The 22185-nt window shown below is 68.5% G+C and carries 20 protein-coding genes; 8 read left to right on the top strand and 12 right to left on the bottom strand.

Annotated features, from left to right (window positions below; genetic code table 11):
- Position 1: 1 nt before the first annotated feature.
- Entirely contained in the window at positions 2–880 is an 879-nt protein-coding gene (locus ACZ6ZD_RS31985; RefSeq protein WP_465677666.1) for a carbohydrate ABC transporter permease, read from the top strand.
- Positions 870–1709, top strand: coding sequence for a carbohydrate ABC transporter permease (locus ACZ6ZD_RS31980; RefSeq protein WP_465677665.1), 840 nt, complete (start codon positions 870–872; stop codon positions 1707–1709). Before ACZ6ZD_RS31985 ends, ACZ6ZD_RS31980 begins: the two co-directional genes overlap by 11 nt.
- Here ACZ6ZD_RS31980 and ACZ6ZD_RS31975 read toward each other — a convergent pair whose 3' ends face one another.
- From ACZ6ZD_RS31975 to ACZ6ZD_RS31965, 3 genes are all read right to left on the bottom strand, one after another.
- Positions 1710–2366, bottom strand: coding sequence for a GntR family transcriptional regulator (locus ACZ6ZD_RS31975; protein ID WP_465677664.1), 657 nt, complete (start codon positions 2364–2366; stop codon positions 1710–1712).
- A 15-nt stretch (positions 2367–2381) separates the two neighbouring features.
- Positions 2382–3386, bottom strand: a complete 1005-nt coding sequence (locus ACZ6ZD_RS31970) for a 1-aminocyclopropane-1-carboxylate deaminase (RefSeq protein WP_465677663.1) — start codon at positions 3384–3386, stop codon at positions 2382–2384.
- A 110-nt stretch (positions 3387–3496) separates the two neighbouring features.
- Positions 3497–5422 (bottom strand): glycosyl hydrolase family 8, encoded by a 1926-nt coding sequence (locus ACZ6ZD_RS31965; RefSeq protein ID WP_465677662.1) that lies wholly within the window; start codon positions 5420–5422, stop codon positions 3497–3499.
- 202 nt (positions 5423–5624) lie between these two features.
- Here ACZ6ZD_RS31965 and ACZ6ZD_RS31960 point away from each other — a divergent pair, with 202 nt between their 5' ends.
- On the top strand, positions 5625–6314 hold the full coding sequence (locus tag ACZ6ZD_RS31960) for a GAF and ANTAR domain-containing protein (protein WP_465677661.1): 690 nt from the start codon (positions 5625–5627) through the stop codon (positions 6312–6314).
- On the opposite strand, the gene ACZ6ZD_RS31955 is transcribed toward ACZ6ZD_RS31960, so the two are convergent.
- From ACZ6ZD_RS31955 to ACZ6ZD_RS31945, 3 genes are all read right to left on the bottom strand, one after another.
- On the bottom strand, positions 6307–6450 hold the full coding sequence (locus ACZ6ZD_RS31955) for a GPGG-motif small membrane protein (protein ID WP_171679088.1): 144 nt from the start codon (positions 6448–6450) through the stop codon (positions 6307–6309). The genes ACZ6ZD_RS31960 and ACZ6ZD_RS31955 overlap by 8 nt on opposite strands.
- 79 nt (positions 6451–6529) lie before the next feature.
- Positions 6530–7051, bottom strand: a complete 522-nt coding sequence (locus tag ACZ6ZD_RS31950; protein ID WP_465677660.1) for a type 1 glutamine amidotransferase domain-containing protein — start codon at positions 7049–7051, stop codon at positions 6530–6532.
- A gap of 10 nt (positions 7052–7061) precedes the next feature.
- The gene (locus tag ACZ6ZD_RS31945; RefSeq protein WP_465677659.1) at positions 7062–7742 is read right to left on the bottom strand and encodes a flavodoxin family protein; all 681 of its coding nucleotides are present in this window, start codon (positions 7740–7742) and stop codon (positions 7062–7064) included.
- On the opposite strand from ACZ6ZD_RS31945, the gene ACZ6ZD_RS31940 reads away from it, so the two are divergent.
- The 3 genes from ACZ6ZD_RS31940 to ACZ6ZD_RS31930 are packed head-to-tail and all read left to right on the top strand — an operon-like array spanning position 7741 to position 9316.
- Positions 7741–7935: a hypothetical protein gene (locus tag ACZ6ZD_RS31940; RefSeq protein ID WP_465677658.1), complete on the top strand. Its 195-nt coding sequence runs from the start codon at positions 7741–7743 to the stop codon at positions 7933–7935. The two genes, ACZ6ZD_RS31945 and ACZ6ZD_RS31940, sit on opposite strands and share 2 nt — an antisense overlap.
- Before the next feature lie 47 nt (positions 7936–7982).
- Complete coding sequence (locus ACZ6ZD_RS31935; RefSeq protein WP_465677657.1) at positions 7983–8846, top strand: alpha/beta fold hydrolase; 864 nt, start codon at positions 7983–7985, stop codon at positions 8844–8846.
- Positions 8843–9316: a TspO/MBR family protein gene (locus tag ACZ6ZD_RS31930; protein ID WP_465677656.1), complete on the top strand. Its 474-nt coding sequence runs from the start codon at positions 8843–8845 to the stop codon at positions 9314–9316. Before ACZ6ZD_RS31935 ends, ACZ6ZD_RS31930 begins: the two co-directional genes overlap by 4 nt.
- Here ACZ6ZD_RS31930 and ACZ6ZD_RS31925 read toward each other — a convergent pair.
- From ACZ6ZD_RS31925 to ACZ6ZD_RS31905, 5 genes are all read right to left on the bottom strand, one after another.
- Complete coding sequence (locus ACZ6ZD_RS31925; protein WP_465677655.1) at positions 9313–10287, bottom strand: ArsR/SmtB family transcription factor; 975 nt, start codon at positions 10285–10287, stop codon at positions 9313–9315. The genes ACZ6ZD_RS31930 and ACZ6ZD_RS31925 overlap by 4 nt on opposite strands.
- A gap of 58 nt (positions 10288–10345) precedes the next feature.
- Positions 10346–11383: a substrate-binding domain-containing protein gene (locus ACZ6ZD_RS31920; protein WP_465677654.1), complete on the bottom strand. Its 1038-nt coding sequence runs from the start codon at positions 11381–11383 to the stop codon at positions 10346–10348.
- 11 nt (positions 11384–11394) lie between these two features.
- Positions 11395–12387 (bottom strand): ABC transporter permease, encoded by a 993-nt coding sequence (locus tag ACZ6ZD_RS31915; protein WP_465677653.1) that lies wholly within the window; start codon positions 12385–12387, stop codon positions 11395–11397.
- Entirely contained in the window at positions 12384–13883 is a 1500-nt protein-coding gene (locus ACZ6ZD_RS31910) for a sugar ABC transporter ATP-binding protein (RefSeq protein ID WP_465677652.1), read from the bottom strand. The genes ACZ6ZD_RS31915 and ACZ6ZD_RS31910 overlap by 4 nt, the downstream gene beginning before the upstream one ends.
- Positions 13884–14028: 145 nt before the next feature.
- Positions 14029–17013 (bottom strand): 3-keto-alpha-glucoside-1,2-lyase-like domain-containing protein, encoded by a 2985-nt coding sequence (locus ACZ6ZD_RS31905; protein WP_465677651.1) that lies wholly within the window; start codon positions 17011–17013, stop codon positions 14029–14031.
- A 108-nt stretch (positions 17014–17121) separates the two neighbouring features.
- On the opposite strand from ACZ6ZD_RS31905, the gene ACZ6ZD_RS31900 reads away from it, so the two are divergent.
- Entirely contained in the window at positions 17122–18252 is a 1131-nt protein-coding gene (locus tag ACZ6ZD_RS31900; RefSeq protein ID WP_465677650.1) for an ROK family transcriptional regulator, read from the top strand.
- A gap of 75 nt (positions 18253–18327) precedes the next feature.
- On the opposite strand, the gene ACZ6ZD_RS31895 is transcribed toward ACZ6ZD_RS31900, so the two are convergent.
- On the bottom strand, positions 18328–19602 hold the full coding sequence (locus ACZ6ZD_RS31895; RefSeq protein ID WP_465677649.1) for a glycoside hydrolase family 18 protein: 1275 nt from the start codon (positions 19600–19602) through the stop codon (positions 18328–18330).
- Positions 19603–19846: 244 nt separating this feature from the next.
- On the opposite strand from ACZ6ZD_RS31895, the gene ACZ6ZD_RS31890 reads away from it, so the two are divergent.
- Entirely contained in the window at positions 19847–22171 is a 2325-nt protein-coding gene (locus ACZ6ZD_RS31890) for a chitobiase/beta-hexosaminidase C-terminal domain-containing protein (RefSeq protein ID WP_465677648.1), read from the top strand.
- Positions 22172–22185: the final 14 nt, after the last annotated feature.

Raw genomic sequence — 22185 nt, 5'->3', positions numbered from 1 at the left:
GATGCATCGGCTCGCCCAGCGGCGGATCATCCTCCCGTTCCTGTTACCCGCCGCCGTCCTGCTGGTGCTGTTCTTCCTGTACCCGCTGGTCCGCACCTTCGGCATCTCGCTGTCGGACTGGACCCGCACCGGCAACTCCCGGTTCGTCGGCGGCGCCAACTACACGGCGCTGCTGACGGACCCGGAGTACCGGACGGCGCTGAAGAACACCTTCGTGTTCACCTTCATCGGCGGCTGCCTGCTCTTCCCGCCGGCGGTGGCGATCGCCTGGGCGCTGAACCAGCCGATCCGCGGTGAGAAGTTCTTCCGGTTCGTCATCTTCGCGCCGGTGGTGCTGTCGGCCGCGGTCGTCGCGCTGATGTGGAAGTTCATCTACCACCCGACGCTCGGGCTGATCAGTCCGGCGATGGCCGAGCTCGGCCTCGGCGGGATGGCTCGCGAATGGCTGGGCGATCCGCTGACCGCCTTACCTGCGGTCGCTTTCACCACCGTCTGGCAGGGCATCGGGATCTGGGTCGTGCTGTTGTCGGCCGGGTTCGAGCGGCTCCCCCGCGACGTCCTCGAGGCCGGCCGGGTGGACGGCGCCGGCGAGTGGCGGTTGTTCTGGTCGGTGATGATGCCGCTGCTGCACGACCTGCTGCGGATCCTGCTGGTGCTGTGGATCGTGCAGAGCATGCAGGCGTTCGCGTTCGTCTACATCATGACCGGCGGCGGCCCGTTCGGCTCGACCGAGGTGGTCGGCACGCTGATGTACCGGGTCGCGATCGATCAGACCGAATTCGGGTACGCCGCCGCGATGGGCGTCGTCCTGGTCGCGATCCTGCTCGCCGTCACCGCGATCCTGAACAAAGTGCTGAAACGAGACGATCTTGAGTACTGACGGCCGGCGGCACCATCTGCTGATCTACCTGGTCCTCGGGACCATCGCGTTCTCGGCGGCGGCCGCGTTCGCCTGGGTGCTGAACGTATCGCTGAAGACCAACCAGGAGTTCCTCGGCAGCCGCCCGTGGGGTCTCGCGGAGGGTTTCCACTTCGAGAACTACGTCAACGCCTGGACGAGCGCGGACGTCGGCGCCTACTTCGGCAACAGCGTCGTCGTCAGCATCACCGCGACCGTCCTCGGCGTGGCGGTGTCGGCGTTCGCGGCGTACCCGATCGCGCGGATCCCGTTCCGGGCCAACGGCGCGGTCCTGGCGATCTTCCTGATGGGTCTGATGGTGCCGTGGATGGTCACGTTCATCCCGCTCTACCTGACCCTGCAGGACTTCGGGCTGCTGGACACCCGGATCGGGCTGGTCCTCGTCTACGCGACGTACAACCTGCCGTTCAACATCTTCGTGCTGGTCGGCTTCCTGCGGACGCTGCCGCGCGAGCTGGAGGAGGCGGCCGCGATGGACGGCGCGGGCCCGGCCACGACCTTCGTCCGGGTGATCCTGCCGCTGCTCGGGCCCGGCGTGGCGTCGGTGACGATCATCAGCTTCCTGAACAACTGGAACGAGTTCTTCTACGCGCTCGTGCTGATCCACAGCCCGTCGAAGATGACGCTGCCGCTCGGCCTGTTCCAGCTCGGCCAGGCGGCGGAGTACGGCACCAACTGGGTCACGCTGTTCGCGGGCATGATCATCACCGCGCTGCCGGTGCTGATCGTCTTCGCCCTGCTGCAGAAGCAGGTGACGAAGGGCCTGACCGCGGGCGCGCTCAAGGGCTGATCAGAGCGCGTCCAGCAGCGGGACGAGCGTGAGCCAGTTGCTCCGCGCGGCCTCGGCGGCGGCCGTCGCGTCGCCGGCCGCGCAGAGGTCGATGATCAGCTGGTGCTGCGCCACGGAGTCGCGGCCGTTCAGCGAGCCGAAGCGCAGCCGCTCCAGCCGGCGCAGCACCGGCGTGTACTGATCGAGGACGGCGGCGACCGCTGAGTTCGCGCTGACCCGGACCGCGACAGCGTGGAAGTCGTCGTCCCCTTGCAGGGCGGCGTCGACGTCCGCAGCGTCGAGAGCCGCGGCGAACCGCTGGTTCGCCGCGCGCATCTCGTCCAGATCGGCCTCGGTCAGCTGCGGGACCGCCTCCCGGACGGCGAGCTCATGCATGGCCGCGGTGACCGTCTGGGCCTCGCGCAGGCCACGGGCCTCCAGCGGGCTGACCATCGTGTAGCGGCCCGGCTTGGTCTGCACCAGACCCGCCTGCTCCAACCGGGCCAGCGCCTCGCGGACCGGCGTCCGGCTGACGCCGAGCCAGCCGGCCAGGTCGACGTCGTTGAGCCGCTCCCCCGGCAGGAAATCGCCCTTGACGATCGCGTCGCGCAGCGCGCGGAAGGCGTCCTCGCGCAGCAGCGAGCGGGGGACCACGACGCGTTCCTTCGGTACCGGCATCCGGCCATTATCCGATCAGAAGAGCCCGCTGTAGGCGTTCAACGCGGGCTGGCCGCCGAGATGGGCGTACAGGACGTTCGACTCCTTGCCGATGTCGCCGCTGCGAACGAGGTCGATCAGGCCGGCCATCGACTTCCCCTCGTAGACCGGATCGATGATCATCCCCTCCAGCCGCCCGGTCAGTCTGATCGCGTCCAACGTCGACTGCACCGGGACGCCGTACAGATCGCCGGCCCAGCCCTCGTACACGGTGATCTCGTCGTGGCGCAGGTCGCGGCCGAGCCCGATCAGCTCCGCCGTCGCGCGGGCGATCTTCTCCACCTGGGCGTGCGTCTCGGCCAGCTTCGCCGAGGCGTCGATACCGAGCACGCGCCGCGGCCGGTCCTGCCCGGCGAACCCGGCGATCATCCCGGCGTGCGTACTGCCGGTGACACTGCAGACCACGATCGTGTCGAAGAAGACGCCGAGCTCACGCTCCTGCTGCTCGACCTCGTAGGCCCAGTTCGCGAACCCGAGCCCGCCGAGGCGGTGGTCCGACGCCCCGGCCGGGATCGCGTACGGCGTCCCGCCACCGGCCCGGACCTCGTCCAGCGCCTGATGCCAGCTGTCCTTGAACCCGATCCCGAAACCCGCCTTGACCAGCCGGACATCGGCGCCCATCACCCGCGAGAGCAAGATGTTGCCGACCTTGTCGTTGACCGGGTCCGGCCAGTCCACCCAGCTCTCCTGCAGCAGCACCGCCTTCAGGCCGACCTTCGCCGCGACGGCCGCGACCTGCCGGGTGTGGTTCGACTGAACGCCCCCGATCGTCACCAGCGTGTCCGCGCCCTGAGCCAGCGCCTCCGGGATCAGGTACTCCAGCTTGCGAGTCTTGTTCCCGCCGTACGCCAGGCCGCTGTTGCAGTCCTCCCGCTTGGCCCAGACCCGGGCGCCGCCCAGATGAGCGCTCAGCCGATCCAGCGGGTGGACCGGGCTGGGGCCGAACAGCAGCGGGTAGCGCTCGAAGTCGTCCAGGGCCATCGTCGCCTCCTTCTAGCTCTGCGATGTGCAATATATTGGATGTTAGAGCACAGAGCGGAGACAAGCCAGCGCGGCCGGGGGTGATCCGGCCGCGCTGGAGGGTGACTAGATCAGGGCACCCAGTGGTTGTGCGTAGCGGTGATCATGACTTGGAGCTGGATGCTGGCCGCGTAGTAGCTACTGGTGTCGACCGGGGTGTTCAGCATCTTGTTCCACAGAGCGTCCAGCCAGGCCTGACTGCCGGAGTCCGTCATGGCGGCGACGGCGAACGGTGCGAAGTACGCCGCGCTGCTGCCGCTGCTGATCTGGGTCCCGTTCAGCTGGTAGCCGATGGCGATGTTGTTCGGGTTGCCGCCGGTCTTGGACTTGACCCAGGTGTTCAGCTTGCGGGCCGCGGCCAGCGAGGTGCTGTCTCCGCTGGTCACCGCGTCGGCGCCGATCCGCCACGGGTCACGGCAGGCGTTCCAGTAGAACCGGCCGTCGTTCGGCGACTCCAGGACCTGACCGCCGGCCGGCTTCGGGCTGGAGTTCGTGTTGATGACGAAGTCCGGCAGCAGGCCGGTGCTCGCCGCATAGTTGGCCTGCAGGGAGCTGATCACGTTCTGGTGCGCCGTGCGGATGGTGTCCCAGACGGCGTTACCGGTGGCCGCCTTGAAGGCGCGGAAGTGATCGGCCATCCAGTCCGACGTCCGGGAGATGTAGTAGTACTGGTCGCCGGAGCTGCTCCAGTCGCCGAGCTTGAGCAGGTTCGTGCTCGGGTTGATCTCGCTGGCCCGGATCGCGTTGATGTGCTTGATCGCGAGCTGCTTGTAGTTGTAGGTGCCGGCGCTGCCCCACTGCTTGTCGGCGAGCAGCAGACCGTAGGCGACGTCCATGTCACCGTCGGTCGCGCTGTCCGAGCCGTTCACGCTCTGGCAGGAGGCGTTCTGCTCGGCGGCCAGCAGGTCCGGATTGTTCACCGAGGGGTGCGCAATCATGTACTTGACCAGGCCGTCGAAGATCGTCTTGGCCTGTGGGTCGGCGCCGGCCATCGTCGCCGTGATGACCATTCCGTAGCCCTGAGCCTCGGCGACGTACGGGTGGTCGGCGTCCGGCGAGATGATCTGGTACCAGCCGTTGCCGCAGTTCTGCCGAACGAACGCGGACTTCCACTGCTGGTAGTAGTCGATGACCTTCTGGTCGAGCGTGGCCTGACTGCCCGACGGCTTGAGCATGCCCGCGACGTACGGGAACTGATGGCTACCGAACGGGACCGCGGGGCCGCTGCCGCCGGACTGCGTGGTCGCGGTCACCGCGTTGCTCGCCGGGGAAAGGTTGCCGGCGGCATCACGGGCTTTGACCGTGTAGGTGTAGCTGGTCGACGCCGTTCGCCCGGTGTCGGTGTACGTCGTACCGGTGCTGGTGGCGACCTCGGCGCCGTTGCGGGAGATGACGTAGCCGGTGACGCCGACGTTGTCGGTCGAGGCGTTCCAGCTGAGGGACACACTGCTGGACGTCGTACCGGTGCTGGTCAGACCGCTCGGCGTACTCGGCGGTGTGGTGTCACCGCCACCGCCGGTCGTGCCGTAAACCTCTAGATCCCACAGCGAGTAGCCGTACGTCGTCCCGCGGGCGGTGCCGGTCAGGCGGACGTACCGGCCGCTGCCTGTCACGGTCAGATCGTCGATCGCGCCGTTGCCGGTGGTGGTCGAGTAGATCTGCGTCCACGGCGCCGAGCCGGTCGGCGAGGTCTCGATCCGGTACGACTTGCCGTAGGCGGCCTCCCAGTTCAGCTTGACCCGGGAGATGTTCGCGGTACTGCCGAGGTCGACCTGGATCCACTCGGGATCATGACCCTCGACACTGGCCCAGCGGGTGGCCGAGTTGCCGTCGACGGCCAGGCCGGCCGGGAAGCTGCTGTCCTCGACCGACGACGCGGTCGCGGGTCTGCCCTGCGACAGCAACGGGTCCGCGGCCTGGGCGGACAGGACAGGGGGAACAACCAGAACCGAGGCGACGACCGCGGCAGCGGTCAGCCCACGCAACAGTAAAGACATCAGCAGTGTCCTCCGGGCGGTGAAGGGGAAGGAGCGACAACAACCGTTAGGAAACTTTCCTATTGGTTAGCCGAAGGTAGGACCCAACCCGCCCGAGCGCAAGACCTCGGGCCCGCCCGGATTCCGCAGTGTGCCAGGGAAATCCGGCGATCATGCGTTTGAATGCCGACTACCGGAGCGGCCCCGCGGGTACCGGCCGGAGATGGATGATGTGCGACTACTCGAAGCAGCCGGCTTACTGGCCAAATCACTGACGCCCGGCGATCTTGACCACACTCTCGGCCAGATCACCGCCGCCGCGGTCAGCGTCCTGCCCCAGGTCGAGTACGCCAGTATCACGATCAAACACACCGACGGCCGGGTCGAGACCGAGGCCCCGACCGACCCGCTGCTGCTCCCGCTCGACATGGCGCAGTACGAGCTGCGCGAAGGCCCGTGTTACGACGCCGCGACCGACGGGCAGCACGTGATCAGCCCCGACCTGGCCGTCGACCAGCGCTTCCCGAAGTACGCCGCGATCGCCGTCGCCGCCGGCATCCGCGCCCAAGCCGGTCTACGGCTGTTCGACGCGCCGAAGTCTCAAGGAGCCTTGAACCTCTACTCGACCGCCGTCGGCGCCTTCGACGACCTGGCCGCGCTCGGCCCGCTCTTCAGCCACCAGTCGGCGGTCGCGATCGCCTACGCGCACCAGGTCGGCAACCTCACCGACTCCCTCCAGACCCGCGGCATGATCGGCCAGGCCGTCGGCATCCTGATGGAGCGCTACACCCTCAACCACCAACGCGCCTTCGCCTTCCTCACCCGCCTCTCCCAGACCCGCAACGTCAAACTCCGCCAACTGGCCGACGAACTCGTCACCGAAGCCAACCAGACCGGCGAGGGGATCAGGTGAAGATGCTGACGCCGCCGGGGCCGACGAGGAGGCCGACGACGATCAGGACGACGCCCCACAGCAGGGCGCCGCGGACGATCGACACGATGCCGGAGATGACGAGAATCGCCGCGATGATCCAGAGCAGGAACTCCATGATGCGTCCTTTCGCTGATGCCGGCAGACCCTCTGCCGAGCCCCCGTGGAACCAGTGATCCAGTACCCGCGGTTATGCGTCAGCTGAGTGCTTTCAGGAGGGTGGCGGAGAAGGCTGGGAGGTCGTCGGGGTTGCGGCTGGTGATCAGGTTGTCGTCGACGGCGACCTCTTGGTCGACCCAGGTTGCGCCGGCGTTGCTGAGGTCGGTGCGGAGGCTCGGCCAGGACGTCAGGGTGCGGCCGCGGACGGCGTCCGCCTCGATGAGCGTCCACGGCGCGTGACAGATCGCGGCGACGGGTTTGCCGGAGGCAACGAAGTCCTTGACGAAGGCAACGGATCGGTCGTCGCGGCGTAACGCGTCCGGGTTCGCCACGCCGCCGGGGAGGACGAGCGCGGCGAAGTCGGCGACCGTTACGTCGGCGACCGGCTGGTCGACGGGCCATTTGTCGGCGGCGGCCAGGTGGTCGAAGGTTTGGACTTCGCCGCTGTCCGGGCTGACCAGCACCGGCTCGTGTCCGGCGTCCTTGACGGCCTGCCACGGGTCTGCGAGCTCGACCCGCTCGATTCCTTCGGCGGCGACCAGAAAGGCGATCTTGCTCATCGGGTTCTCCTCAGGTTGCGGGGTAGGCGTTGTCGCGCAGGGCGCGAGCGAGGTGGGCGGCGTTCGCGGCCGCGGTCTTGGTGGTGGCGCCGGTGGTGTCCGGCTTGGGGCCGGCTTCGTTGTAGTCGACCGACCCCATCGCCTCGCCGACCCAGTACGTCGCGCCGGCGGCCGGAAGGGTGAAGCCGACGTCGTTCAGGGCCTGGAAGACCTCGGCGGTGACGTGGTGCGCGCCGTCTTCGTTGCCGACGACACCGACCAGGGCCACCTTGCCGTAGACGAGCGGACGGCCCTCGGCGTCCTTCTCCGACAGCTCGGCATCCAGCCGTTCGAGGACCAGCTTGCAGACGCTGGCCGGCTGGCCCATCCAGATCGGGGTCGCGATGATCAGGATGTCCGCGGCCAGCACCTGCTCCCGCAACGCCGGCCACTCGTCGCCGTCCCCCTCGTCGACGCTGACGCCGAACCGGACGTCGTGGTCGACCACGCGGACCAGCTCACCGGTCACGTCATGGTCGACCAGCGCGGTCAGCAGCTCCCGGCCGATCAACTCCGAACTCGACTTCGCCGGTGACTTCTTCAGCGAGCAACTCAACACCAGCGCCCGAAGTGACGACATCCGAACCAACTCCCGTCCCGGCGCGACACCGTCGGCCGCGCCCGCGCCGTCCGGTACCCCCACTCCCCGCATGAAACCTCCCCCGGCGGGGAACCACGCAGATGTGCAGGTCGAAGACACCCCGTCGGTCATCCAGCCAACCGACCACGAGCTGATCACCAACGCCGTCGACGGCCTGCTCTACTGCCTGCACTGCCCCCTGGTCGCCTACGACCTCGCCGACGCCGCCACCGAGCCAACCTGCCCCATGCCGCTCGCGCAGTAGGTGTCTGCATCCGGGATGTGCGTGGACGTCGAGGAGAGGAGCTGGGGATGGCGGGTGTGGTGCATCGGAGGGTGGAGGTTGACGGGGTCTCGGTGTTTTATCGGGAGACGGGGCCGGCGGATGGGCCGGTGGTGTTGTTGCCGCATGGGTATCCGTCGTCGTCGTTTCAGTATCGGGGGTTGATGCCGGCGCTGGCGGATGAGTGGCGGGTGCTGGCGCCGGACTTTCCTGGGTTCGGGTACAGCTCGGCGCCGGAGGGGTTCGAGTACAGCTTCGGGGGTTACGCGGAGCTGCTCGAGAAGTTCTTGGCGCGGCTGGGGGTGGAGCGGTTCGTCCTCTATCTGTTCGACTACGGGTCGCAGGTGGGGTTCCAGTTGGCGCTGCGTGATCCGGAGCGGGTTGCGGGGCTGATCATTCAGAACGGCGATGCGTACGAAGAGACGCTCGGCCCGAAGTACGAGTCCTTGAAGGCCTATTGGGCTGAGCCGACTCCGGAGCGGCAGGCGGTGCTCGCCGAGGCGGTGAGCGCGGACGGACTTCGCGACGAGGTACTCGGCGAGGTCCCGCCGGAGACCGCCGAACGGATCAGCCCTGACCTGTGGCAGCTGGCCTGGCCGCTCATGGAGCCCAATCGCGACATCATGATCGGCTTCTTCCTCGAGATCGCCGACAGCGTTCGCCGCTACCCCGACTACCAGGCCTACCTCCGCAAGTACCAGCCGCCCACCCTCATCATCTGGGGCCCGCAAGACGGCTACATGCCCGCCGAGGCGGCCCGCGCCTACCTGGCCGACCTCCCCAACGCCGACCTGCACCTGTTCGAGGACGCCGGCCACTGGCTGCTCGAATCCCACCTCGACGAAGCCGTCGCCCTCATCCGCCCCTTCCTCCGCACGGTGGGTACCCCATGACGACCCACGCTGTCCGCCCAATCGTCGTCGGCGCCGGTTTCGGCGCGGCCGCCGCCACCGCCGCGCTGATCGGCGTCCTGGCCGTCACCGACACCAGCTCGCAGTACGCCGGACTCGAACAGCCCGCATGGGCCCCACCCAGCTGGCTGTTCGGCCCGGTCTGGACGATCCTCTACGTGATGATCGCCGTCAGCGGATGGCTGGTCTGGCGACGCAGCGGCTGGAGCTGGCAGCTCGTCCCGTACGGCGTCCAGCTCGTGCTGAACGCCCTCTGGACGCCGCTCTTCTTCGGCGCCGGCCTGCGCGGCACAGCTCTGGTCGACATCGTCCTGCTCTGGCTCGCGATCGGGACGACGATCTGGGCGTTCCGCACCGTCCGGCCCGCAGCCGCCTGGCTACTACTCCCCTATTGGCTCTGGACGACGTTCGCCACCGCGCTGAATGCGGCAATCTGGGCCATGAACCGCTAGGGCTGCCCGAGGAGGGCAGCCCCGGTCGGGGTGATGGTGTGGGTGGCCCGGCGGGAGCGGTCGGTGGTGAGCAGACCAGCTTCGCGCAGGACCCGAGCGTGGTCGCTGGCCGCGGCGGGTGAGAGGCCCGCGCGAGTGGCGATGTCCGTCGTACACAACGGTCCTTGAGCCAACAGCGCGAGCACAGCGGCCCGATTCGCGCCGAGCAGGCGGTCGAGCTGGGGGTCGTGCTGGTCGGGCACCGGCGTAATCGGGACGACGAGCAGATCGGGGCGCTCGAACTTCGTGTCCAGGAAGAACATTACGCGGGTCGCGAAGATGGACGGTGCGATCACGAACCCGCCGTGGCCGGCCGGGAAGTGCCGGGACTCCGAACCCGGGAGATCGATCGTGAGGACCGGCGCCGCCCAGCTGATGGTCGGGTGCAGGTTGGCGAGCATCTGGCCGATGCCGCCGCTCACGAGCTCCCGCACGCGGTCGTCGACGAACCGGCGGGCGGCCGCCTCGCTGGACGCCGCGATCGCGCCGTCCAGCGTCTGCTCGTACATCGTCTGCACCGCCCGGACCAGCCCCCGCCGGGCCCGCTTGTCGCGGGTGACCAGCTCCTCGGTCCAGCGCGGCACGGGACGCTGGTACGGCGGGGTCTCCAGCGCCTCCAACTCGGTCTGGTAGTAGTCCGGCCCCAACGAGGCCAGCCGGTCCAGCCCTTCGTCGAGACTCCTGGCCCCCGCAGTCGGCAGGCACAGATCCAGAACGTGGGCCGGCGGCCGACAGACCTCCAGCAACCGCCGAACCAACCCGTCCTGAGCGACCCGGGGCGCGACCGTCCGGCGCCAGCGCCCCTGCCACCGCTGCGAACCGGCGCAGCCCGCGACCTGCAGCATTGTCGCCGCCAGCGCGGACTCCACCACCGGACCGGCCGAGCTCAGGCGCACATGACTGAGGTCATCCGCGTTGAAGCTGATCTGCACCTGAGCCCCCTCAGAACCGGAGCCCCCATCATCACCCGACCAGGGGCCACCCCGGCGATCAGCTCTCGAAGGCCGTCGGCAGGTACTGGTCCACGTTGTCCTTGGTGACGACCGGCGCGAACAGCTGCACTGTGCGCGGGACCTCGACCTCCACCAGGTCGGTCAGGGCCTTCTTCTGCTCCAGCAGACGCGCCAGCCGAATCCCGTCCGCACCCTGGGTCGACGGGTAGATGACAGTCGCCTTGATCAGGGAGTTCCCCGCTTTGATCTCCTTCATCACATTGGCCGAGCCGGCGCCGCCGACGACGAAGAAGTCCTTGCGGTTCGAGTTCTTGATGGCGGCCATCACGCCGACGCCCTGGTCGTCGTCGTGGTTCCAGATCGCGTCGATCTTCGGCGCAGCCTGCAGCAGGTTCGCCGCCGCCTTCTCCCCCGACTCCACCGTGAACTCCGCGGCGACGCGGTTGTTCACCTTCAGCCCGCACTCGGCGAGCGCATCCTTGAAGCCCTTGCTCCGGTCCTGAGTCAACGGCAGCGAGTCGATCCCGGCGATCTCCGCCACGATCGAGTCCTTCTTGTCCTTCAGCTGCGAGCACACGTAACCGCCGGCCGAAACGCCCATGCCGTAGTTGTCACCGAGCACCGTCGTCCGCGCGGCGGCCGGGCTGTCGAACTCGCGGTCGACGTTGACGACCGTGATGCCGGCCTCCATCGCCTTGGTCGCCACCGGAGTCAGCGCCGCGCCGTCGAACGGCAGCAGCACGATCGCGTCCACCTTCTGGTTGATGAAGGTCTCGACCTGGCTGATCTGCAGGTTCACGTCATTGGTGCCTTCGGCAACCAGCAGCTCGACGTCGGAGTACTTCTTCGCCTCGGCCTGGGCGGCCTTGGTGATCGCGCCCATCCAGCCGTGGTCGGCGGCCGGCGCCGAGAAGCCGATCTTCACCTTCTGACCGGGCTCGTCGTTCTTGCCGCTGGCCGCGGCCTGCGGCGCGGGGTTGTTCGGCTCGGCCTTGGGGGTGTTGCTGGTACAGGCGGCCAGTGCGAGGACGCCGAGGCCGGCAACGGTGACGGTGAGGGCGGTACGTCGGAACATCGGTCTCTCTCCTATGAGCGGGCGAAACGTTGCTGGAGCAGGACCGCGATCACGATGATCAGGCCCTTCGCGACGGACTGGGCGGAAATGCTCAGGTTGTTCAGGGTGAACACGTTGTTCAACGTGGTGAAGATCAGGACGCCGAACACCGTGCCGACGATCGTCCCGCGACCACCCGACAGCAGCGTGCCGCCGATGACCACAGCCGCGATCGCGTCGAGCTCATACAGCTGGCCGTGGGTCGAGCTGCCGGTCGTCGTCCGCGCCATCAGCATCACCGCCGCGATCCCACAGCACAGACCCGCAAGCACATACAAAGCAACCGTGTGCCGCTGGACCTTGATCCCGGCCAGCCGCGCCGCCTCGGCATTACCACCGACCGCGAACGTCCGCCGTCCGAACGTCGTCCGGTTCAGCACCACCCAACCGGCCGCGGCGACCAGCAAGAAGATCCACACCAGCACCGGGACGCCGATCAACGTGCCACCGAAGAAGTCGACAAAGGAGTTGTTCGACACGATCTGCGTCCGGCGATCCGAAATGATCTCCGCCAAACCACGAGCACCGGCAAGCATCGCCAGCGTCGCGATGAACGGGACCACCTTGCCGTAGGCAACAAGTAGACCGTTCACCAGACCGCAGGCGGCGCCGACCAGCAGCGCGGTCGAGACCATCACGATCCAGTGGAAGTCCTCGGCCAGCTGCTGCGTCGCCAGGGTCGTCGCCCAGACCGATGCCAAGGCGACCATGGCGCCGACCGACAAGTCGATACCGCCGCCGGTGATCACGAACGTCATGCCGATACTGACCACGCCGATGACGGCGGCCAGGCGCAGAATCGTCAGCACGTTGGCGCCGGTCGCGAAGGTGTCCCCCGCGGTCGCCGCGCCGACGATGCAGAGCAGGACGAGCGCGACGACCAGGCCGAGGTTGCGCCCGGCTCCGGTCTTCAGCAGGCTCGTCGAGCGCGGCGCCGCCGGTGCTCCGACAGTGTCCTGACTCATCGAGTGGCTCCTTCCATCACCAGGTCGAGCACCCGGTGTTCGTCGATCTCCTCAGCCGGCCCGGCGTGGACGGCCCGGCCCTCCCGCATGACGATCACCCGGTCAGCCAACCCGAGCACCTCTTCGACCTCGCTGGAGACCAGCACGATCGCCACGCCGCTCGCGGCCAGCTTCCGCACGAGCGCGTAGATCTCCGAACGTGCTCCGACGTCCACACCGCGGGTCGGCTCGTCCAGCAGCAACACGCGGCAGTCCCGCAGTAGCCAACGGGCCAGCACGACCTTCTGCTGGTTGCCGCCGGACAGATTGCGGACTGGTCGCTCGACACCGGCCGGACGGACGTCGAGCGCCTCGACCAGCTTGCTCGCGGCCGCCCGCTCGGCCGAGCCTTTGAGTAGACCGCCGCGCGCGAACCGGTCGAGCGTCGAGACGGTGATGTTCTTGTAGACGGCCTCGTCGAGCAGCAACGCCTGACTCTTGCGCTCCTCGGGCGCCAGGCCGACCCCGGCCCGCACGGCCGCCTGGACCCGCCCAGGCTTCAGCTCCCGGCCGTCCACCCGAACGACCCCGGTGGCCGGACGCCGAGCGCCGTACACGGTCTCCAGGATCTCCGACCGGCCCGAGCCGACCAGCCCGGCCAGGCCGAGGATCTCCCCGGCGCGGACCTCGAAGGAGATCGGGGCGAACTCTCCCGCCCGGCTCAAACTGCTCACGCTCAGGACGGTCGGCGCGGTGGTCAGGATCTCCTGCCGCGGCGGGAACACGTACTCGATCGAGCGACCGGTCATCAACCGGATCAGCTCCTGCGTCGGCGTCTCCCGCGCATCCAGGCCGGTCGAGACCGTCGCGCCGTCCTTGAGGACCGTGACCCGATCGCCGATCTCCCGGATCTCCTCGAGCCGGTGCGAGATGTAGACGACGGCGACGCCGCGCGCGGTCAGCCCGCGGATCACCCGGAACAGGTTCGAGACCTCCTCCGGATCGAGAACCGCGGAGGGCTCGTCCATCACGATCAGGCGCGCGTCCCGCGACAACGCGCGAGCCATGCTGACGACCTGCTGCCCCGCGGCCGGGAGCGAGCCGACCGGCCGGTGCAGCGGGATCTCCGCGTGGCCGAGCCCGGTCAGGATCTCGCGGGCCCGCGTGTTCGCCTCGTGCCGGCGGCTGAAGCCGAAGGACGACGGCTCGTGCCCGAGGAAGATGTTCTCCGCGACGGCCAGCTCGGGCACCAGGTCGAGCTCCTGGTAGATCGCCGCGATCCCACGCTCGATCGCCGCGGTCGGGCTGTTCAGCCGGACCGGTTCGCCGTTGATCGCGATCGACCCGGCGTCCGGCTGGTGCGCGCCGGTCAGCACGCGGATCAGCGTCGACTTCCCCGCGCCGTTCTGCCCGAGCAGGCAGTGCACCTCACCGGCCCGCACGTCCAGATCGACGCCGTCCAGCGCCCGGACGCCGGGGAACTGTTTGACGATCCCCGTCATGCGCAGCAGATCCACCGAGTGCTCCCCCGACTTTCGACAGCCGTGCACGGACTTTTGGTTATGAGCAACACAAAGTAGGGAGTCGGCAGCGCCTCGTCAAGAGCGTGGCTGCTGCCGACCGGGCCGAGGGGCCCGGGTCGAACGGGCCCCTCGGGGCTTGTCAGCCGATCGGCTCGATCCAGACGTTGCGGAAGCGCGGGTTCGCGCCCGGGTCGCCGTGGTCCTGGAGCCTGATCGCGCCCGGGGTCGGGCCTTCCGGGATATTGCCGCCGGTACCGCCGTCGATCGCGACGTCACGATGGACGGTCTGACCGTTCCAGACCACCGTCACGCGCGCGTTGTCGACCTTGCCGGCCGCATCGAACCGCGCCGCGCGGAAGGTGATGTCGTAGCTCTGCCAGGTGTTCGGCGCGGTCGCCGCGTTCACGTCCGGCGCCTTCTTGGAGTAGATCGAGCCGGCCTCGTTGTTCCGCGGCGGCTGCCCGAACGACTCCAGCACCTGGATCTCGTACCGCTCCTGCAGGTAGACGCCGCTGTTCCCGCGGCGCTGACCGGTCACGTCCGGCGGGTAGTCCGGCTCGAGCCACTCGATGTGCAGCTTGAAGTCGCCGAACTCCTGCTTGGTCCTGATGTCACCGCCGAGCGACTCCATCGAGCCGCGGGCGATCGGCCACGTCGCCGGACTGCCGTCGTCCTTCTTCTCCCAGGCATCCAGGTTCCGGCCGTCGAAGAGCTGGATCCGGGTCGCCTCGGCGATGGTCAGGTTGTCGAGGTTGACCTTGCCGGTGTCCAGACCGTCGTACCGGTAGGAGATCGTGTTCTTCCCGGCCTTCAGCCGGAGCGGCTCGGTCTGGACGGCCCATGCGCTCCAGATCCCGGTACTGGCGAGCCTGGTCTGCTGCACCTTGACGCCGTTCACGTACATGCTCAGCGACTTCAGCCCCGGCGGGTTGGGCCCGTTGGAGTACCGCAGACCGGCGTTGTACGTCGCCGCCTTCGGCACGTTCACCGTGAAGATCGTCTCGGCGCCCTCGCTGGTGTAACCGTCGACGAAGCCCGGGCCGTAGTACCCGCTGTGGTTCTTGTTGACGCCGGCGCCGTTGCGCAGGGTCGCCTTCTCCGCCTCGTAGGTCTGGCCGGGCAGCTGACCGCCGACCAGCGAGTTCAGCGTGTACCAGGCCTCCGTGCTCCACAACGGCGTACCGGACGCCGAAGCGAACGGCCGCGGCGAACGGACGTGGACGACGTGCCCGGCCCGCAGACCGTCGATCCGCAGCGTCACCTTCTTACCGTCCTTGGACGGCGTCGCCGTCGTCACCCGCAGCGTCTGGTTGTCGATCTTCGGACCGCCGTACCCGATCGTCGGGTGGTAGCGCCACTGCTGGACCCGGTACTTCTTCGCCAGCTCCTGCAGCGTCTCCGCCGACATCGGCTGGGTGTACTCGAGCTCGAACCCGCCCGCCACCGCGCGCATCGCCTTGATGTCGAAGGCACTGGTCGCGTTCGGCGTCAGCTTCTGCAGACCGAACTTGAGTTTGCCCTCCTGGCCCCAGTTGCCGCCGGCGCCGATCCCGCCGGTGTAGAGCGCGCCGTCCGGACCTTCGCTGAGGTGGTTGACGCCGGACTCCAGCCCCTGGGTGAGCCGGAAGACCGCGCCCTGGTACTCGCCGTTGACCTTGTCCAGGAAGACCCGCTGGAGGCCGCCGTACGTGACGTCGCCGTACGCGAGCTGGCCGGCGAACGGGCCGCGTTTGAGCAGGATCGGGTTGGTCGGCGAGTTCGCGATCTCGTTGTGCGGCAGCCAGACGACCGGCGCGGTCACCGGCGTGGAGTCGAACGGACCGGCGGGATTCGTGTAGTGGTTGAAGAATCGGCCCGGCTTGATCCGGACGATCTTGTTCGACGGCAGCCAGCCGCCCTGGTTGTCGGCGACGAAGATGTCGCCGTCCGGGCCCCAGCCGATCCCGTTCGGCGTCCGGAGCCCGCCCGCGAGATAGGTGACCGCGCCGGTGCGCTTGTCGATCTTGATCGTCGTCCCGCGATTGGCCGCCGGCTGCGGGTCGGTCGTCGCGCCGCCGTAGTTGATGGCGACCGAGAGGTTCAGGTAGAAGTAGCCGGCCGAGTAGAGCAGGCCGAAGGCGAACTCGTGGAAGTTGCCGCCGTACGGCCAGGTCGCGACCGTCCGCGGGGTGTCGGCGACGCCGTCCCGGTTGGCGTCGTTGAGCTCGACGAGCCGGTTCTTCTCGGAGACGTAGAGCTTGCCGTCGACGTACTTGATCCCCTGCGGCTCCTTGAGACCGGTCGCGAAGCGCTGGAACTTCACCTTCGCCGGATCGGTCGCGCCGGTGACGTTGCTGAGCAGGTAGACCTCGCCCTGGACGAGATCCGTCCCGCCCCAGGTGGTGATCGCGAGCCGGCCGTCGGGCAGCCAGTCCATCCCGGTCACCTGCGGCTCGAAACCGTCCGGCCGCAGGTTGGTCAGCGTGAGGCCCGGATAGACGCTGTCGAGTGGCAGCCCGTCACCCGGCGAGTCGGTCGAGGCCTCACATTCCTTCTGGCCGGGGGACGTCACCCGGACGACGTCCGCGTCGGTGCTCAAGGCGGACGTCGGGACGAGGACGAACGCCTCCGAGTTCGGCGTCCGCCACTCGAGTTTGATCTCCTGCCCGTGCAGGTTGTCGAAGTGGTCGATCCGCAGCGGATGCGAACCCGCGGCCAGCTCCACGGACGCCGTCGCGGCCGGATCCGAGCCGTGCAGGCCGTCGTGGTTGATCACCAGCTCGTCGTCGAGCAGCAGCCGGGAGCCGTCGTCGCTGGTGAGCCGGAACTCGTAGCGGCCGGCCGCGGTGATGTTCAGGTTCGCGGTCACCTCGGAGACGAACTGGTCCGCGATACCGAAGTCGTCGGTGCTGCTCCAGTTGATCGTCGGCAGCAGTTTGTCCACGTTGGGGGTCTGCCGGGGTTTGAGCGTGCAGAGCCGGTCGAGCGGGGCCTGCAGGTCGAAGACCCGGAGCGTGACGCCGGGTTCCTGCGGGGGCAGCGCGGCCCGCGCCGGCCCGGTCACCAGGCCGGGAAGCGCGATCAGCACGGCGGTCACGGCCGCGATCGGCCGTCGGTAACGTTTCCGTACGGAGGGAAGCAACATCGTTACTCCTCGAAATGGGCGGTGACCGGACCTTAGGACGACTTTTGCCACACGTCAATCGAAAGTCAAGAACCGATCGGCGAAAGGATTTCGTCGTAAGCTCGTCCGGTGATCGGCGAACAAGACCCAGCGGGCTCCGACCTGTTCCTGCGGCTGCTCCTCGACGGCCGGCCGCGGACCCGCGCCGAGCTCGTCGACTCCAGCGGCCTGGGCCGCTCGACGGTGAACATCCGGATCGAGTCGCTGCTGTCGACCGGGCTCGTCGTCCCGTACGACGACGCCGAGTCCACCGGCGGCCGGCCGGCCGCGCGCTTCCGGTTCAACCCGGCGGCCCGGGTGATCCTGGCCGCCGATATCGGCGCCACCCACGTGACGGTCGCGCTGACCGACCTGCACGGCGAGATCCTCGACCGCGCCAACACGCCGCTGAGTATCGCCGAAGGGCCGGAGGCCGTCCTGCGAACGGTCGCGAAGACGGGCCGCGCGCTGCTCCGCGGCGCCGGTCGCGCCAAGACCGAGCTGGCCGGGGTCGGCATCGGCCTGCCCGGCCCGGTCGAGCACTCGACCGGCCGCCCGAACCACCCGCCGATCATGCCCGGCTGGGACGCGTACGACGTCGTCGGCCGGCTCGGCGGCGAGTTCGGCGTCCCGGTCCTGGTCGACAACGACGTGAACATCATGGCGCTCGGCGAGCACGCTACCCAGTACGCCGACGTCGAGCACCTGCTCTTCCTGAAAGTTGCCACCGGCATCGGCGCGGGCATCATCAGCGGCGGCCGCCTGCACCGCGGCGCGCAGGGCGCGGCCGGCGACATCGGTCACATCCAGACCCCCGGCAACACCGAGATGTGCCGCTGCGGCAACCTCGGCTGTCTGGAGGCGGTCGCTTCGGCGTCCGCGCTCGCCGCGAAGCTGGACGGCGCGACGTCCAGCCAGGACATCGTCGAGCTCGTCCGCTCCGGCAACACCGCCGCCACCTCGGCGGTTCGCCAAGCGGGCCGTGAGATCGGCACCGTCCTGGCCGCCGCCGTCAACCTGCTCAACCCCTCGGTCATCGTCGTCGGCGGCTCCCTGTCCCAAGCCGGTGACAGCCTGCTCGCAGGGATCCGCGAAACCCTCTACGCCCGCTCGTTGCCCCTGGCCACCACCGGCCTGCGGATCGTCACCGCCCACGCCGGCCAGGACGCCGCCCTCCGCGGCGCCGCCATCCTCGTCCAGCAACACGTCCTGGCCCTCTGACCCGCGCGCGGTCGACGGGTGCCGGAACGCGAAACGGCGCCCGGGGGCTGCCCGGGCGCCGTCTGCGAAGGGTGATCAGCCGATGGTCTTGACCGCGGTGATCAGGGAGCCGTTGGTGGTGTCACCGGACAGTTCCCAGAAGAAGGCGCCGCCGAGGCCCTGCTGGTTGGCGTACGTCATCTTGCTGCGGATGGTGGCGGGGGTGTCGTAGCCCCACCACTGGCCGTTGCAGAAGGCGTAGGCCGTGCCGCCGACGGTGCCGGTGGACGGGCAGCGGGTCGAGATGAGCTTGTAGTCCTCGATCCCCGCTTCGTACTTGCCCGGCGCGGCGCCGGTGGCGCGGCCGCCGGGGGCGGCCTGGGTGACGCCGGTCCAGCCGCGGCCGTAGAAGCCGATGCCGAGCAGCAGCTTGGAGGCCGGGATGCCCTTGCTCTTCAGCTTCTGGATCGCCGCATCACTGTGGAAACCGGCCTGCGGGATGCCGTTGTACGACGTCAGCGGCGAGTGCGGAGCCGTCGGGCCCTGCGCGTTGAACGCACCGAAGTAGTCGTACGTCATCGGCATGATCCAGTCGAGCTTGGGCGCCGCCGCGGCGTAGTTCGTCGCGTCGATCTTGCCGCCGTTGGTGCCGTCGGCGGTGATCGCCGCGGTGACGAGGGCCGAGGAGCCGAAGCGGTTGCGCAGCGCAGTGATCACGTTGTTGAAGGCGTTCGGCCCGCTGGTGTCACAGCTCAGACCACAGGCGTTCGGGTACTCCCAGTCGATGTCGATACCGTCGAAGACATCGGCCCAGCGCGGGTCCTCGACCAGGCTGTAGCAGGAGTTCGCGAACGCGGTCGGGTTCTTCGCGGCCTCGGTGAAGCCGCCGGACCAGGTCCAGCCGCCGAACGACCAGACCACCTTGATGTTCGGGAACTCGCGCTTCAGCTTGCGAAGCTGGTTGAAGTTCCCGCGCAACGCGCCGGCGTCCCAGGTGTCGGCGACGCCGTCGACCGAGCCGGCCGCGTCGTAGGCCTTGTCGTAGGCAGCGTACGAGTCGCCCATCGTGCAGCGGCCGCCGGTGGTGTTACCGAAGGCGTAGACGATGTTGGTCAGCTTGGACGCCGAGCCGCTGGTCTTGATGTTCTTCACGTGGTAGTTGCGGTCGTAGACCCCCCACTCGGTGAAGTAGCCGACGACGCGCTTGGCGGCCGCCGGGGCGTTCACCGCGGCGGGCGCCTCGCGAACGGTCAGCGCGGACTGGTCGCTCGGCTCCGCCTGGGGCGCGGCGGACGCGCCGACGGCCGGCAGCAGACCGGCTCCCAGCAGCGCGGCCGCGGTCAGAGCGGATGAGACGGGGCGGAATCTCATAGTTGGTACCTCCGGGAAAGTTCATGGCAGGGGCAACTGCCCGCATCCTGCCCCACACTTCCAGTTAAGAAACGGAACTTCCTAAAGTAATTCGGCAACCGATTACCCACCAAACGCGTGATTGATTTTCAGTCTCTCGATGTCAGTCGCCGACCTCTTCCCCGAACCCTCGATCACGCTTACGGTTCCGGCGGGTGAGAGCGCTCTCACACCCCTGCATCTTCCCGCCCCGGAGGTGGTTCCCGTGAGTCCGAACCGAACCCGCCGACGTCGCGCCCGCTGGCGCGCGACCGTGATCGCCCTCGTCCTGGCCCTGTGCTCGACCCTCCTGGTGGGCGGCGTGGCGAAGGCCGCCGACGACTACACGCAGTCCGTCAGCTCACTGAACGCGACCCAGGCCCAGATCGTCTTCACCCCGACCACGCCCGCGGTGTACGTCGACGTCCACTACATCGTCACCGGTCAGGGCCAGCAGAACTTCCGGATGGACCTGAGCGGCGGCACCTGGCGCAAGACGGTCAGCGGCCTGACGTCGGGCAGCGTCGTCGACTACTGGTTCACCTACGAGAAGGGCGGCCCGCAGTACGACAGTCCGCACTTCAGCTACACCCACGGCTCGGCCACGCCGGCGGTCGCGACGCCGACCTTCTCCCCCGGCGGCGGTAACTACGCGACCGCGCAGACGGTGACGATCGCGACGGCGACCGCCGGCTCGACGATTCGCTACACGGTCGACGGTTCGACGCCGACGGCGTCCTCGACGCTCTACAGCGGCCCGATCAGCGTCGCGACGTCCCGGACGATCAACGCGATCGGGCTCAAGGCCGGGCTGGCGAACTCGGCGGTGGCGAGTGCGACGTACACGATCGGGAGTACGCCGATCAGCTGCACGACCCAGCCCGACGTCCCGAACTTCGGGCCGAACACCCGGATCTTCGACCCGAGTATGTCGAACACCGCCATCCAGGCCCAGCTCGACGCCGACTTCAACGCGCAGAAGGACACGCTGACCCACCAGATGGGCACCGGCCGGATCGCGCACCTGTTCAAACCCGGCGCCTACAGCGTGCACGACGACGTCGGCTACTACACCTCGGTCGCGGGCCTCGGCCAGAACCCCGGCGACGTGGTCATCAACGGCGCCATCACGGTCGACGCATTCAACGAGTCCGATCAAGGCGTCGCGCTGCAGAACTTCTGGCGGTCCGCGGAGAACCTGGCCGTGAACCCGATCGGCGGCTCGAACCGCTGGGCGGTCGCGCAGGCGGCGCCGTTCCGCCGGATGGACATCCGCGGCAACCTGCAGCTCTACCCGGCCAGCTACGGCTTCGCCAGCGGCGGCTACATCGCCGACTCCAAGGTGTCCGGGCAGACGGCGTCCATCTCGCAGCAGCAGTCGTACACCCGCGACAGCAACCTCGGCAGCTGGGACGGCGGCGTCTGGAACATGGTCTTCTCCGGGACGCCGGGCGCCCCGCCGACCACCTTCCCGAACCCGCCCGAGACGACGCTCGCGACCACGCCGGTCTCCCGCGACGTCCCCTACCTCTACCTCGACAACACCGGTAAGTACCGCGTCTTCACCCCGGCCCTGCGCACCAACGCCTCGGGCGCGAGCTGGGCGAACGGCTCCACCCCGGGGACGTCGATCCCGATGAGCCAGTTCTACGTCGTCAAGGCCGGTGACACCGCGTCGACGATCAACGCGGCGCTCGCCTCCGGCTGCAACCTCTTCTTCACGCCGGGGATCTACCACCTGAACCAGACCCTCAACGTGACCCGGCCGAACACCGTCGTCCTCGGCATCGGCTACCCGACCCTGATCCCGGACAACGGCGTCAACGCGATGCAGGTCGCGGACGTCGACGGCGTCCGGATCAAGGGCATCCTCTTCGACGCCGGGACGACGAACTCCCAGGCGCTGCTCACCGTCGGCCCGGCCGGGTCGTCGGCCAACCACGCCGCGAACCCGACCACCCTGCAGGACGTCTTCTTCCGGATCGGCGGCTACATCCCCGGCCACGCGACGACCAGCCTGATCGTCAACAGCCACCACACGATCATCGACCACACCTGGGCCTGGCGCGCCGACCACGGTAACGCCGGCACCTGGGGCTGGACCGAGGCGACCGGCGACACCGGTGTGATCGTCAACGGGAACAACGTGCTCGCCACCGGCCTGTTCGTCGAGCACTACCAGAAGACCCAGGTGATCTGGAACGGCCAGGGCGGCCGGACGATCTTCTTCCAGAACGAGATGCCGTACGACGTCCCGAACCAGGCCAGCTGGAACCGGCCGAGCGGCCGCAACGGCTACGCGGCGTACAAGGTCGCCGACCACGTCACCTCGCACGAGGCGTGGGGCCTGGGCAGCTACAACTTCTTCAACGTCAACCCGTCGGTCAGCGCCTACAACGCCTTCGAAGCGCCGGTGAACGCCGGCGTCCGCTTCCACTCGCTGTGCACGGTGTCGCTCAACTACAAGGGCACCATCACCCACGTCATCAACGACACCGGCGGGGTCACCCCACCCGGCACCGTCCCGGTGAACGTCGTCAGCTATCCCTGACCCCATCGACCCGC

It is taken from the genome of Kribbella sp. NPDC104218, assembly GCF_055584105.1.
This window is presented reverse-complemented; position numbering and strand designations above follow the sequence as displayed.

Bases quoted from the DNA above. Each gene is read 5' to 3' on its own strand.
- ACZ6ZD_RS31985 (WP_465677666.1), top strand. From the start codon at position 2: ATGCATCGGCTCGCCCAGCGGCGGATCATCCTCCCGTTCCTGTTACCC.
- ACZ6ZD_RS31975 (WP_465677664.1), bottom strand. From the start codon at position 2,366: ATGCCGGTACCGAAGGAACGCGTCGTGGTCCCCCGCTCGCTGCTGCGC.
- ACZ6ZD_RS31970 (WP_465677663.1), bottom strand. From the start codon at position 3,386: ATGGCCCTGGACGACTTCGAGCGCTACCCGCTGCTGTTCGGCCCCAGC.
- ACZ6ZD_RS31965 (WP_465677662.1), bottom strand. From the start codon at position 5,422: ATGTCTTTACTGTTGCGTGGGCTGACCGCTGCCGCGGTCGTCGCCTCG.
- ACZ6ZD_RS31960 (WP_465677661.1), top strand. From the start codon at position 5,625: ATGGATGATGTGCGACTACTCGAAGCAGCCGGCTTACTGGCCAAATCA.
- ACZ6ZD_RS31955 (WP_171679088.1), bottom strand. From the start codon at position 6,450: ATGGAGTTCCTGCTCTGGATCATCGCGGCGATTCTCGTCATCTCCGGC.
- ACZ6ZD_RS31950 (WP_465677660.1), bottom strand. From the start codon at position 7,051: ATGAGCAAGATCGCCTTTCTGGTCGCCGCCGAAGGAATCGAGCGGGTC.
- ACZ6ZD_RS31940 (WP_465677658.1), top strand. From the start codon at position 7,741: ATGAAACCTCCCCCGGCGGGGAACCACGCAGATGTGCAGGTCGAAGAC.
- ACZ6ZD_RS31945 (WP_465677659.1), bottom strand. From the start codon at position 7,742: ATGCGGGGAGTGGGGGTACCGGACGGCGCGGGCGCGGCCGACGGTGTC.
- ACZ6ZD_RS31935 (WP_465677657.1), top strand. From the start codon at position 7,983: ATGGCGGGTGTGGTGCATCGGAGGGTGGAGGTTGACGGGGTCTCGGTG.
- ACZ6ZD_RS31930 (WP_465677656.1), top strand. From the start codon at position 8,843: ATGACGACCCACGCTGTCCGCCCAATCGTCGTCGGCGCCGGTTTCGGC.
- ACZ6ZD_RS31920 (WP_465677654.1), bottom strand. From the start codon at position 11,383: ATGTTCCGACGTACCGCCCTCACCGTCACCGTTGCCGGCCTCGGCGTC.
- ACZ6ZD_RS31915 (WP_465677653.1), bottom strand. From the start codon at position 12,387: ATGAGTCAGGACACTGTCGGAGCACCGGCGGCGCCGCGCTCGACGAGC.
- ACZ6ZD_RS31905 (WP_465677651.1), bottom strand. From the start codon at position 17,013: ATGTTGCTTCCCTCCGTACGGAAACGTTACCGACGGCCGATCGCGGCC.
- ACZ6ZD_RS31895 (WP_465677649.1), bottom strand. From the start codon at position 19,602: ATGAGATTCCGCCCCGTCTCATCCGCTCTGACCGCGGCCGCGCTGCTG.